This window comes from Prevotella sp. Sow4_E9_plate (assembly GCF_052116205.1).
In the GTDB taxonomy this organism is placed as follows: Bacteria; Bacteroidota; Bacteroidia; order Bacteroidales; family Bacteroidaceae; genus Prevotella.
Map to the genome: position 1 here is coordinate 21687 of NZ_JBQKLN010000042.1, position 13250 is coordinate 34936.

Annotated in this window: 14 protein-coding genes; 12 read left to right on the forward strand and 2 right to left on the reverse strand. The window is 46.7% G+C overall.

The genetic code is table 11. The features are described from left to right. Positions 1-145: 145 nt before the first annotated feature. A complete protein-coding gene (locus tag ACTQ53_RS13730) occupies positions 146-739 on the reverse strand; it encodes a hypothetical protein (RefSeq protein WP_441933550.1) in 594 nt (197 codons plus the stop codon). After that, on the reverse strand, positions 693-1154 hold the full coding sequence (locus ACTQ53_RS13735; protein WP_441933554.1) for a hypothetical protein: 462 nt from the start codon (positions 1152-1154) through the stop codon (positions 693-695). The genes ACTQ53_RS13730 and ACTQ53_RS13735 overlap by 47 nt, the downstream gene beginning before the upstream one ends. A 486-nt stretch (positions 1155-1640) precedes the next feature. On the opposite strand from ACTQ53_RS13735, the gene ACTQ53_RS13740 reads away from it, so the two are divergent. From ACTQ53_RS13740 to ACTQ53_RS13795, 12 genes are all read left to right on the forward strand, one after another. Beyond that, entirely contained in the window at positions 1641-1991 is a 351-nt protein-coding gene (locus tag ACTQ53_RS13740) for an NADH-quinone oxidoreductase subunit A (protein WP_006846362.1), read from the forward strand. Further along, the gene (locus ACTQ53_RS13745) at positions 1982-2707 is read left to right on the forward strand and encodes an NADH-quinone oxidoreductase subunit B (RefSeq protein WP_006846361.1); all 726 of its coding nucleotides are present in this window, start codon (positions 1982-1984) and stop codon (positions 2705-2707) included. The genes ACTQ53_RS13740 and ACTQ53_RS13745 overlap by 10 nt, the downstream gene beginning before the upstream one ends. Positions 2708-2726: 19 nt before the next feature. Then, on the forward strand, positions 2727-4298 hold the full coding sequence (locus tag ACTQ53_RS13750) for an NADH-quinone oxidoreductase subunit C (RefSeq protein WP_441933557.1): 1572 nt from the start codon (positions 2727-2729) through the stop codon (positions 4296-4298). A gap of 2 nt (positions 4299-4300) precedes the next feature. Further along, positions 4301-5386 carry an NADH-quinone oxidoreductase subunit NuoH gene (gene nuoH, locus ACTQ53_RS13755; RefSeq protein ID WP_006846359.1) on the forward strand — a complete coding sequence of 362 codons (1086 nt, stop codon included), beginning with the start codon at positions 4301-4303 and terminating at the stop codon, positions 5384-5386. Positions 5387-5491: 105 nt separating this feature from the next. Beyond that, on the forward strand, positions 5492-6022 hold the full coding sequence (locus ACTQ53_RS13760) for a NuoI/complex I 23 kDa subunit family protein (protein WP_006846358.1): 531 nt from the start codon (positions 5492-5494) through the stop codon (positions 6020-6022). 15 nt (positions 6023-6037) lie between these two features. After that, positions 6038-6565 (forward strand): NADH-quinone oxidoreductase subunit J family protein, encoded by a 528-nt coding sequence (locus tag ACTQ53_RS13765; protein WP_441933560.1) that lies wholly within the window; start codon positions 6038-6040, stop codon positions 6563-6565. Further along, positions 6562-6870 carry an NADH-quinone oxidoreductase subunit NuoK gene (nuoK, locus tag ACTQ53_RS13770; RefSeq protein WP_006846356.1) on the forward strand — a complete coding sequence of 103 codons (309 nt, stop codon included), beginning with the start codon at positions 6562-6564 and terminating at the stop codon, positions 6868-6870. The genes ACTQ53_RS13765 and nuoK overlap by 4 nt, the downstream gene beginning before the upstream one ends. 6 nt (positions 6871-6876) lie before the next feature. After that, positions 6877-8832 (forward strand): NADH-quinone oxidoreductase subunit L, encoded by a 1956-nt coding sequence (gene nuoL, locus ACTQ53_RS13775; protein WP_118081956.1) that lies wholly within the window; start codon positions 6877-6879, stop codon positions 8830-8832. A gap of 33 nt (positions 8833-8865) precedes the next feature. After that, positions 8866-10365 (forward strand): complex I subunit 4 family protein, encoded by a 1500-nt coding sequence (locus ACTQ53_RS13780; protein ID WP_118063202.1) that lies wholly within the window; start codon positions 8866-8868, stop codon positions 10363-10365. Positions 10366-10380: 15 nt separating this feature from the next. Then, positions 10381-11832: an NADH-quinone oxidoreductase subunit N gene (locus ACTQ53_RS13785; protein WP_295346241.1), complete on the forward strand. Its 1452-nt coding sequence runs from the start codon at positions 10381-10383 to the stop codon at positions 11830-11832. A gap of 148 nt (positions 11833-11980) precedes the next feature. Next, entirely contained in the window at positions 11981-12166 is a 186-nt protein-coding gene (locus ACTQ53_RS13790) for a DUF4250 domain-containing protein (RefSeq protein ID WP_089542938.1), read from the forward strand. 41 nt (positions 12167-12207) lie between these two features. Beyond that, entirely contained in the window at positions 12208-13101 is an 894-nt protein-coding gene (locus ACTQ53_RS13795; protein ID WP_441933564.1) for a YitT family protein, read from the forward strand. The last annotated feature ends 149 nt before the right edge of the window (positions 13102-13250 follow it).

Genomic DNA, 13250 nt, shown 5'->3' on the forward strand with positions numbered 1-13250 from the left:
CTATATATCTTAAAAACATATACTATCTTTTCCAACAACATATCAATAGTATACAACAGACAAAGAGGGTGTGTCATAATTTTATGACACACCCTCTTTGTCTGTTTCCCAATAGCTTATTGGAGCAATAAGCTAAAGAATTGATTTATCTCTTGATAAACTTTCCTTTCTTCCGGCTGATGACAAGCCCCTTGGCGGCTTTGCCTACTGGCTGGCCAGAGAGGTTGAAGAGCTTTTCTTCTTTCTGGTCTCCCTGGATAGTAGGAGGGAGAATAACGGAAGTGCCTTTGGCAAAGACCAGATGGATGGCCTGCTTGCCCAAAGCCAGATTCTCACTATTACTCTTGCTCACCATGTTCTGTGGCAACCACGCACGGTAAGGCGATAACTGCGAGCCTGTGTACTTGTAGAAACCTAATCCCCAGGTACTCTTGTATGACAAGACGTAACCGTTGTTGTTGTCGGAAGATATATATTCCGACGTTGGGTTACCCTTCAGGATGGTAGCTTCATTGCTTTCACGGGAAGTGGGGTGGAAGGCATAGGTACCAACAGGTCCATACACCACATATCCCTTGTTGGCATTGATGACTTTGATGACATCCACTTCTGTCAGCGTCATTGTTAAGTTCTTGATGATGGCCGTTGAATCCTGGGTCTCAACTGCTGTTGCAGCATAAACCTTTACGTCCTCAGGTATTGTTCTTTTCCGATGGCTGTAGAAGAACGGGCTGTTCATCTACAATCTTGATAGCAGGACGGAGATTTGGATTCTTCGTGGCAAGTGTATAGACATACATATAGGTTCCAGATCCCTTCTCCTCTTCTTCGAGTGAAGGTAATCCCACCTTCTTTCTCTCGATGTTGGTACGTTCTCTGTCGAGCATAGGAACAGAATCGTCTATCGTCGTTGTGGTAATCTTGAAATACGACATGAGGGAAACCTTAGTTCCTGTACCTGCTGGAAACCAGAAGGTTGTACCCGGTCCGAAGGCGCACCTGTTATCAAACTGTTCGTTCCTGATATATCCCTTCTTGCCTATATCGCACCAGAGGGCAGCATCTCTCCAGTGTTCCGAATCTACTCTGTTTTCACGCACTTTCACCCATACTTTTGAGGTCCAGAACATCTGATTGTTCTTGCCGATATTCACGGTTTAAGCGCTTACCTTTCTGGCGAAGTCATCCCACATTTTGGCTTTCCTCACCATCCTGCCAGTAGTCCACGATATAGTTGGTAGCAGTTTCGGCTGTCTTTTCAAAGAATATCGTTTTTTTTATTTAAGAATCTTTAACTATGCAGGGTGCAGTGTGCGTATGGAAAATATAGAACACGTGCGTGCCTAAATGTATTATACTTAACTTTCGCATGTGGGGAAGTTAGGGAAGTTAAGGGAAGTTAGGGAAGTTAAGGGAAGTTAGGGAAGTTAAGGGAAGTTAGAGACAAGTTAGGGTAGTTAGAGAGAAGTTAAGAGACAAATGCCTTTTGGGCGTGGTTTTTAAGCTGCAAGACATACCTTCGGTATAAATTTTGCCCTGAATTTAACATTTAACACTTTTAATTTCTTTTCTTTCAGAATTATTTGTTACCTTTGCAACCGCTTAGAAGCAATTAAATAAATAACGTTATAACAATTTTTATGAACTTTACACTATTTATCACCGTTTTGCTGACGGCTGTAACCTTGGTGGTGGCTGCTTATGTCATCGCGAAGTTGATCGGTCCTCGTTCATACAATCCGGTAAAGGGTGAACCTTTTGAGTGCGGTATTCCGACTCGTGGCAGCTCATGGTTGCCATCACACATCGGCTACTACCTCTTCGCCATCCTTTTCCTGATGTTTGACATCGAGACAGTATTGCTTTACCCATGGGCAGTTGTCGTTAAGCAGTTTGGACCTATGGCTCTCGTGAGCATCGGGTTCTTCCTGTTGGTATTGGTATTTGGCCTTGCATACGCTTGGCGGAAAGGAGCATTGGAATGGAAGTAAACAAAAGAGCCTCTATCAAGAGTATTCCTTACGACGAGTTTAAGGACAATGACACCCTCGAGAAAATTGCGCAGGAGCTCAATGAGGGTGGTGCTAACGTGGTAGTCGGTTCGCTCGATGCTGCCATCAACTGGGGACGTAGTAACTCACTCTGGTCTTTGACCTTCGGTACCTCTTGCTGTGGTATCGAGTTCATGGCTGTAGGTTGTGCACGTTACGACTTCTCCCGTTTCGGTTTCGAGGTAACCCGTAACTCTCCACGTCAGGCAGACTTGATCATGTGTGCCGGTACTATTACCAATAAGATGGCACCAGTGTTCAAGCGTTTGTATGATGAAATGGCTGAGCCTAAGTATGTGGTAGCTGTGGGTGGATGTACCATCTCTGGTGGTCCGTTCAAGAAGAGCTACAATGTGGTTCGTGGTATCAGCGAGTTGGTTCCTGTGGATGTTTACATCCCTGGCTGTCCTCCACGCCCTGAGGCTATCCTTTACGGTATGATGCAGTTGCAGCGTAAGGTAAAGGTTGAGAAATTCTTCGGTGGTGCTAACCACAAGATGACTCAGGATGAGAAGGAACTCTCTATGAGCAAGGGTGGTCTTCGCGGCTTGAGCAACGAGAACCTCTCTGACAGCGAGAAGCTCGGACACAAGGAGCCTATCATCGTAACTGAAGTACCTGAGGATTTCGACCCTCAGAAAGGTCTAACTGATTAATATAATAAGGTATAAGAACATGAAACTGAATAATATTGAATTGAGTTTTGATAATTTCGCCTCTGAAATGGCGAAGTTGAAGAACGAGAAGCATTTCGACTACCTTGTTACCATCATCGGTGAAGACTTCGGTGAGGAAGGTCTCGGATGTATCTATATTCTTGAGAATACTCAGACCAACGAGCGCTGCTCGGTAAAGACCATCGCCAAGAAGGTGGATGGCAGTGATGTGATTCCTACAGTTATCAATCTCTGGAAGGTGGCTGACCTCCTGGAGCGTGAAGTCTTCGATTTCGTCGGCATCAAGTTCCTGGGTCACCCAGACATGCGCCGTCTCTTCCTCCGCACCGATTTCCAGGGCTATCCATTGCGTAAGGACTTCGATATGAGTCCTGAGGCAAACAAGTTCCCTTGTACTGATGAGCCAGAGGATGATTTCACTGTAGAATACAGTCTTAGTGCAGATGGTCATCTGGTAGCTACAGAGAAGCGTCGCTTTGATGAGAACGACTATGTTGTCAACATCGGTCCTAACCACCCATCTACCCACGGTGTGCTCCGATTGCAGACTGTTATTGATGGTGAGACCGTGAAGCGCATCTATCCACACCTCGGTTATATTCACCGTGGTATCGAGAAGATGTGGGAGAACATGACCTATCCACAGACCTTGGCATTGACCGACCGTCTGAACTATCTTTCTGCGATGATGCACCGCCACGCATTGGTAGGCGTTATCGAGGAGGCGATGGGTATCGAACTCTCAGACCGTATCCGCTACATCCGCACCATTATGGATGAGTTGCAGCGTATCGACTCACACTTGTTGTACCTCGGCTGTACCGCACAGGACTTGGGTGCCTTGACTGCATTCCTTTACTGTATGCGCGACCGTGAGCACGTATTGAACGTGATGGAGGAGACAACCGGTGGCCGTCTGATTCAGAACTACTACCGTATCGGTGGTCTGCAGGCAGATATCGACCCTAACTTCGTTCAGAACGTGAAGACCCTCTGCAAGTATCTCCGTCCGATGATTCAGGAATACCTCGACGTATTCGGTGACAACGTGATTACTCACAACCGTCTCGAAGGTGTAGGTCCAATGAACTATGAGGATTGTATCAACTATGCCGTAACCGGTCCTGCTGGTCGTGCATCAGGTTGGAAGAACGATACCCGCAAGCGTCATCCATACGATATGTACGACAAGGTAGAGTGGAAGGAAATCACCCTTACCGGTTGCGATTCAATGGATCGTTACTATGTACACATCCAGGAGTTGTATCAGAGCTTGGACATCATCGAGCAGTTGATCGACAACATTCCTGAGGGTGAGTACTACATCAAGCAGAAGCCAATCATCAAGGTTCCAGAGGGACAGTGGTACTTCTCTGTAGAGGGTGCCAGCGGCGAGTTTGGTGTATATCTCGACTCAAAGGGTGACAAGAGTCCATACCGTATGAAGATGCGTCCGATGGGTCTCTCACTCACAGGAGCCTTGGATCCAATGCTCCGTGGTCAGAAGATCGCCGACCTCATCACTACAGGTGCAGCAATCGATTTCGTAATCCCTGATATTGATAGATAATTATGTTTGATTTTAGTATAGTAACAACATTCATCGACAATCTGCTTCGCCAGACCTTGGGTTTGGGCGACTTCCTGTCGATTCTGATAGAGTGCGTGCTCGTGGGTATCTGCATTTTGACAGCATACGCCCTCATTGCTATCGTACTTATCTTCATGGAGCGTAAGGTGTGTGCCTACTTCCAGTGCCGTCTTGGCCCTATGCGTGTAGGTCCTTGGGGTATCTTCCAGGTATTCGCCGACGTGCTCAAGATGTTGATCAAGGAGATTTTCGCCGTAGATAGAGCCGACAAGCTGCTCTACTACATGGCACCATTCCTCGTGATCATTGCCTCTGTAGGTACTTTCTCATTCCTTCCATGGAACAAGGGAGCACATATTCTTGACTTCAACGTAGGTGTATTCCTCATCACAGCCGTAAGTTCTATCGGCGTGCTGGGTGTGTTCCTCGCAGGTTGGGCATCTAACAACAAGTACTCTGTGGTATCTGCCATGCGTGGTGCCGTACAGATGATTTCTTACGAGATGTCTCTCGGTCTCTGTCTGATTTCTGCAGTAGTTCTTACCGGAACCATGCAGGTAAGCGGTATCGTAGAGGCACAGACTGGTGCTTGGAACTGGTTGATTATCAAGGGTCATGTGCCTGCTATCCTGGCTTTCCTCGTATTCCTCGTAGCAGGTAATGCTGAGGCTAACCGTGGTCCTTTCGACTTGGCTGAGGCTGAGAGTGAGTTGACCGCTGGTTACCACACTGAGTATTCTGGTATGGGCTTCGGTTTCTACTACCTGGCAGAGTACCTCAACCTCTTCGTGATTTCTGGTATCGCTTCTACCGTATTCCTCGGTGGTTGGGCGCCATTGAACATCGGTATCGAGGGCTTCGACAATCTGATGAACCTTATTCCAGGTTTCATCTGGTTCTTCGGTAAGACCTTCGCCGTTGTATGGCTCCTGATGTGGGTACGTTGGACATTCCCACGTCTGCGTATCGACCAGATTCTGAAGTTGGAGTGGAAGTATCTGATGCCATTGTCACTGGTCATCCTGATCTTGATGACAGTATGCGTAGCATTCGGATTCCACGGATAATATTATTAAGGAGTTAAAGGAGTTAAAGAAGTTAAGGAGTTAAGACAATAGTTCTACAACTTGAAACTTCTGTTATTTCTTAACAAATAAACAAAAAATAAAAGTATGTCTAACAATTCATATTTCGGCGGTATTGCAGCGGGTTTGAAGACCCTCGCTATCGGTATGAAGACTACCATGAAGGAGTACTTCACACCAAAGAGCACAGAGCAGTATCCTGAGAACCGCAAGACTACACTCCACGTATCTCCACGTTTCCGTGGTCGCCTGGTCTTCGTTCGTGATGAGAACGAGGCTTACAAGTGTGTGGGTTGTACATTGTGTGAGAAGTCATGCCCTAACGATACCATCAAGATCGTAACCGAGATGGTGGAGGACCCAGAGACAGGCAAGAAGAAGCGCAAGCTGGTAGATTACCAGTACGACTTGGGCGACTGCATGTTCTGTGAGCTCTGTGTGAACGCATGTAACTTCGGTGCAATCAAGTTTGTCAACGATTTCGAGAATGCAGTCTTCGACCGCAACAAGTTGGTGATGCACCTTGACAAGGAGGTTTATAAGGGCGGAAGCCTTCCTAACCTCATCGATGGTGGTGCCCCATTGGAAATCGGTAAGTTTAACACCAAGACTAAGTAAGGAGGACTTTAGACAATGATAACAGCAAATTTATTTATGTTCGTCATCTTGGCAGTAGTCATTCTTGGCTCAGCCATCATGTGCGTGTTCACCAAGCGTATCATGCGTGCGGCAACCTTCCTGTTGTTCGTGCTCTTCGGTGTAGCAGGCATGTTCTTCCTGCTCGACTATACTTATCTGGGTGCAGCTCAGATTTCTGTATATGCCGGTGGTATCACCATGCTTTATGTCTTCGCTATCCAGTTGGTATCAAAGCGTACTCTCCAGGGTCTTGTGGAGCATGTCAAGGGTAGCAGGATTGTAGGTCGCGCACTCGTCTGCCTCGTTGGTTTCGTAACCTTGGCAGTCATCGTGTTGAAGAATCATTTTATTGATATGGCTGCAACCGTAGCCGACACCGAGGTGCCAATGGACAAGGTAGGTTCTGCACTGGTAGGTGCTGACAAGTATGGCTATGTATTGCCATTCGAGTTTATCTCTGTATTCCTGTTGGCATGTATCATCGGTGGTATCTTAATCGCAAGAAAGGAGGATAAGAAATGATTCCAGTACAATATTTCTTCGTGCTCTCAGCACTCTTGTTCTTCATCGGAGTCTATGGCTTCTGTACACGCCGTAACCTCGTTGCCATGCTCATCTCCATCGAGCTTGTATTGAATGCAGCCGACCTGAACTTCGCTGTGTTCAATCGCATCCTCTTCCCAGGACAGTTGGAAGGTTTCTTCTTCACATTGTTCTCTATCGGAGTAGCAGCAGCCGAGACAGCCGTAGCGCTCGCTATTATTATCAACGTTTACCGCAACTATCACAGTGACCAGGTGAACAGTATTGAAAACATGAAATTCTAAAAGACAATGGAATACAATTATGCATTTTTGATACTTCTTCTGCCATTCCTGAGCTTCCTGGTTCTGGGACTTGTGGGTATGAAGATGAAAAGACCGGTAGCAGCACTCATCGGTACCGTATTGATGGGTTGTGTATTCGCGATGTCTGTCTATACAGCATACGAGTACTTCTTTGCAGTGGGTCGTGATGCCTCAACAGGTATGTACCCAACTGTTACCGTATTTAATTTCACATGGTTGAAGTTTACTGAGTTGCTCACCTTCAACATTGGTTTCCGCCTGAGCCCAATCTCCGTATTGATGCTCATCGTGATTACGACCGTCAGCTTCATGGTTCACATCTACAGCTTCGGCTATATGGCAGAGCGTGATGAAAACTACAAGGTTGAGGAATATGAGAAGGGTATGCAGCGTTTCTACGCTTACCTGAGTCTCTTCACCATGTCAATGTTGGGCCTGGTAGTAGCTACCAACATCTTCCAGATGTATCTGTTCTGGGAGTTGGTGGGTGTCTGCTCATACCTGCTCATCGGTTTCTACTATCCAAAGCATGCTGCAGTACATGCCAGCAAGAAGGCGTTCATCGTAACCCGTTTCGCTGACCTCTTCTTCCTCATCGGTATCCTGTTCTACAGCTTCTATGTAGGAACCTTCAACTACGACTTGAATGCTCAGCCAGAGCTCAACTCTGCTTTGGCAGGTGCAGCTTGGGTAATGCCAACAGCGTTGTTCCTCATGTTCATCGGTGGTGCCGGTAAGAGTGCGATGTTCCCATTGCACATCTGGTTGCCAGACGCGATGGAGGGTCCAACTCCTGTTTCTGCGTTGATCCACGCCGCTACCATGGTTGTAGCCGGTGTATATCAGGTAGCCAGCCTCTTCCCAATCTGGGTACAGTATGCTCCTGAGACACTTCACTATGTAGCTTACATTGCAGCCTTCACCGCATTCTATGCAGCAGCCGTAGCTTGCTGCCAGCGTGATATCAAGCGTGGTCTGGCTTTCTCTACTATCTCTCAGATCGCCTACATGCTCGTAGCGCTCGGCGTTTGCTTCGCAGTAGATAACCACCATGGTGGTTTGGGTTACATGGCTGGTATCTTCCATCTGTTTACCCACGCTATGTTCAAGGCGTTGCTCTTCCTCTGCTCTGGTGCCATCATCGTCATCATCGGCAGCAACTTCAAGGATTACATGGGCGGTTTGCACAAGTATATGCCTATTACCAACATCTGCTTCCTCATCGGTTGCTTGGCGATTGCAGGTATTCCTCCATTCGCAGGTTTCTGGTCAAAGGATGAGATTATCTCAGCTTGCTTCCAGTTCTCTCCATTCATGGGCTGGTTCATGACAGTGGTAGCTGGTATGACAGCATTCTATATGTTCCGTCTCTACTATGTCATCTTCTGGGGACAGAGCTACTATGAGCTGGATCCAGAGAACCGTCGCAAGCCACAGGAGGTTCCTTTCGTGATGTGGGGTCCATTGGTATTCCTTGCCATCATCTCTTGCCTCTGCGGTTTGATTCCATTCGGTCACTTCGTATCTGCTACAGGTCAGAGCTACGATATCCATATCGACATGAGTGTGGCAACAACATCAGTTATCGTTGCTATCATCGGTATCGGTCTGGCTACTTACATGTATGCTCCTAAGAAGACTCCATTGGCAGACGCTTTGGCTAAGAAGATGCCTAAGTTGCACAAGGCAGCCTTGAACCGTTTCTATATCGACGATGCTTGGCAGTTCTTCACCCACAAGATTGTCTTCGGTTGCTTCTCAAAGCCAATCGCATGGTTCGACCGTCGCGTTATCGATGGTACCTTCAACTTCATGGCTTGGGGTACACAGGAGGCAGGTGAAACCATCCGCCCATGGCAGAGTGGTGATGTTCGCAGCTATGCTATCTGGTTCCTCACCGGTACCGTAGCATTGACATTGTGCCTGCTCGCACTTCTTTAATGAAAGTCTCACAATTAAGTAAATAGAAAAGAAATGAATTTAAGTATATTCGTCATAGTACCACTCCTGATGTTGCTCGGCCTCTGGTTGGCACGCAACGACAAGCAGGTTCGTGGTGTGATGGTAGCAGGTGCCAGCGTATTGCTCGGTCTCTCCATCTATTTGGTGTTTGCATTTCTCGAAGCTCGTGAGACAATGCCAGCCGACCAAGCTCCGATGCTCTTCACCTACTGTGTGCCTTGGTTTGAACCATTGCACATCAACTATTCACTCGGTGTGGATGGTATTTCTGTGGTGATGATTCTCCTGACTTCCATCATCGTGTTCACAGGTACATTTGCTTCCTGGCAGATGGAGCCAATGAAGAAGGAATACTTCCTCTGGTTCACACTCCTGAGCATCGGTGTATATGGCTTCTTCATCTCTATCGACATGTTCACCATGTTCATGTTCTATGAGGTTGCGCTGATTCCTATGTATCTCCTCATCGGTGTATGGGGTAGTGGTGCAAAGGAGTATTCAGCCATGAAGTTGACTTTGATGTTGATGGGTGGTTCAGCCCTTTTGGTTATCGGTATCCTGGGAATCTACTTCTACAGTGGTGCTCAGACCTTCGAAATCCTGGATATCGCTCACCATACCAATGGTGCTCACGCTATCCCTGAGAGCGTGCAGAACGTGTTCTTCCCATTGCTCTTCATCGGTTTCGGTATCCTCGGTGCGCTGTTCCCATTCCATACATGGTCTCCTGATGGTCACGCCAGTGCGCCAACAGCCGTATCTATGTTGCACGCCGGTGTATTGATGAAGCTTGGTGGTTACGGTTGCTTCCGTATCGCCATGTTCCTCTTGCCAGCTGCTACTCACGGATTCTGGATCAAGGTGTTCCTCGTACTGACTACTATCTCTATCGTATATGGTGCTTTGTCAGCATGTGTACAGACCGACTTGAAGTACATCAACGCTTACTCATCAGTATCTCACTGTGGTATGGTGCTCTTCGCTCTCTGTATGATGACCGAGACAGCCGCTACTGGTGCAATCCTCCAGATGTTGTCTCACGGTTTGATGACCGCCCTCTTCTTCGCCGTTATCGGTATGATTTACCATCAGGCTGGTACACGTGACGTACGTTATCTGGGTGGTTTGATGAAGATTATTCCATTCCTCTCTGTAGGTTATGCAGTAGCTGGTTTGGCTAACCTCGGTTTGCCTGGTTTCTCTGGTTTCGTAGCCGAGATGACCATCTTCGTAGGTGCCTTCCAGAATGCAGATACATTCCATCGCGTATGTACCATCATTGCATGTACCTCAATCGTTGTAACTGCGGTTTACATCCTGCGTTGTGTTGGTAAGATCCTTTATCAGAAGGTTCCTAATCCAAAGTTGGAGAAGCTTCACGATGCTACCTGGGACGAGCGTATCGCTGTAGCAGGTCTTATCGCCTGCGTTGCTGGTCTCGGTATGTTCCCACTCTGGGCAGAGGAGATTATCATGGACGCTGTCGGTCCTATCTTTAGTGTAATCATGTAATAAATATCAGAAGAAATGAATTACAGTCAATTTTTAAATATGATTCCAGAAGCTACCCTGATGGTAGTTCTGTTGATCACTTTCATTGCTGACTTCTGCAGTTCCAAGAGCGCAGACCGTAAGTGGTTCAATCCTCTGGTATGTCTCTTGATGGTGGCTCACATCGTCATCAATATCTTCCCAACAGAAGCCACAGAGGCATTTGGCGGCATGTACACAACAGGTCCTGCTGCCGGTGTCTTGAAGACCATCCTGGCGCTGGGTACCCTCATCGTGATGGTACAGGCTAAGGAGTGGTTGAGCCGCAAGGACACAGCCTTCAAGGAGGGTGAGTTCTATATGCTGATTATCTCTACCTTGCTCGGTATGAACATGATGGTTAGTGCCAACCACTTCCTCCTGTTCTTCCTCGGTCTTGAAATGGCATCTGTGCCAATGGCTTGCTTGGTAGCATTCGATAAGTACCGTCACAATTCTGCTGAGGCAGGAGCTAAGTTTATTTTGACCGCTACTTTCTCTAGTGGTGTGATGATTTACGGTATCTCTCTGCTCTATGCTGCTTGTGGTACTTTGTACTTCGATGATATCGCAAAGGTTATCTCTGCATCACCATTGACCATCGCCGGTATGGTATTCTTCTTCAGTGGTCTCGGTTTCAAGATTTCCTTGGTTCCTTTCCACTTCTGGACAGCCGATTCATACCAGGGTGCACCAACTACAGTTACAGGTTATCTGTCAGTAGTATCTAAGGGTGCTGCAGCGTTTACTCTCTGCGCTATCCTCATGAAGGTGTTCCAGCCAATGGTAGAGTACTGGACCGTGTTGCTTTACATCGTGATTGTACTTTCTATCACTATCGCCAACCTGTTTGCCATCCGTCAGAGCGACCTGAAGCGTTTCATGGCATTCTCTTCTATCTCTCAGGCAGGTTACATCATGTTGGCAGTGGTAGGTAACTCAGCGATGAGCGTGAGCGCCCTGACTTACTATGTATTGATTTACGTAGTAGCCAACCTGAGCGTCTTCACCATCATCTCATCTATTGAGGAGCACAACAACGGTACAGTTCAGATGGACAGCTACAATGGTTTGTACAAGACCAATCCACGTCTGGCATTCCTGATGACCTTGGCATTGTTCTCATTGGGTGGTATTCCTCCTTTCGCCGGTATGTTCTCGAAGTTCTTCGTGTTCATGGCAGCAGTTGGTACACACGACATCCACACCACATTGGGAGCCTGGGCATACGGCGTAGTATTCATCGCGTTGGTAAACACTGTTATCAGCTTGTACTACTACCTGCTCATCGTGAAGGCTATGTTCATCAAGCACAGCGATAATCCGCTTCCTACTTTCCAGAGCGCATGCTCAACCAAGTTGGCGCTTGCTATCTGCACCGTAGGTATCGTAGCATTCGGTATTTGCTCATTCGTCTTCGACTGGATTTCAGTTGCAGTGAATGCGTAAATCATCAATAATTTATAAAAATCCCAGCAATCGGTAAAAGATTGCTGGGATTTTTTTTGTTTTATCTAAAATTTGCAGTAACTTTGCACCCCGAAAGAGGCATGGTGCCTCCATTATACATTATAAATTATTAATTATCAATTGAAAAATGGATAAGTTACCAATGAATGATGTTCCGATGCTCGTAAGCGCCATCAACTTCCTGCTTCGTGACCACGAGTTTGAAACACTCGATGAGATTTGTAATCACTTCAATGTGAACCGTGCAGCATTAGAAACCAAAATGGCTACTCAGGGCTTTGAGTGGTCAGAGCAGCAGAAGAAATTCTGGTAAGAGTGCCCTATAAACTATTAATTATAAACTATTAATTAAATATGAATTCTCCTCGACCCTTGTGGAAGTCTGTACAAGACTATGTTTTGATTGCGATGGGTATGATATCCTACGCTATTGGATGGAACGTGTTCCTCTTGCCAACCAATGTAACAGCAAGCGGACTTCCTGGTATCTCCAGTATTATCTATTGGGCAACCGGTTGCCCTGTGCAAATTCCGTATTTTATCGTCAACGCCACCTTATTAACATGTGCGTTCAAGATTTTGGGAGCAAAGTTCTGTGTCAAGACTGTTTATGCCGTTATAGTGGTAACCATCCTGACCTCTTTCTTCTCCAGCCGTTTAGGTGATGTTCATCTTTTGGAAAACCAACCTTTATGGGCTGCTTTCCTGGGTGCCGTTTTCTGTGGCTGCGGAATCGGACTCGGTTTCTCTGTTGGTGGAAGTACGGGTGGTACGGATATCATCGCAGCCATCGTCAACAAGTATCGCGACATTTCCTTAGGTAGAGTGATTATGATATGCGACATCTTCATCATCAGTTCCAGCTATCTGGTGGTACACGATTGGGAGAAGGTGTTATATGGTTATGTAGTCCTTTGTGTTCAGGCATTTTGCATCGACCAGGTGGTAAACAGCAGAAGACGAAGCGTACAGTTCTTTATCATTTCGCAGAAGTATGAGGAGATAGGCAAGCGCATCAATGTAGATGCTGATAGGGGAGTAACGGTGGTGAATGCCAGCGGTTTTTATTCCGGTCAGGATGTGAAGATGCTGTTCGTGCTGGCCAAGCAGCGCCAGGCTCCTGCTATCTTCCGTCTTATCAGTGAGATAGATCCACATGCCTTTGTCAGTCAGAGTGCCGTTATCGGTGTGTATGGTGAAGGTTTTGACAAGATTAAATATAAAAGCAAAAAAGAGCATGGAGTTTAATCCATGCTTTTTTTGTTGGCATGTCACGCAGATATCGCAGGTCTGAGTGATGACCGGATAGGCGAAGAACTTGCCATAGGCATTCGGCATCTTCTCATTGATGTTCTTTTTTAACACGTACTGAATCATAAAGTGGTTAATTTAGTGAT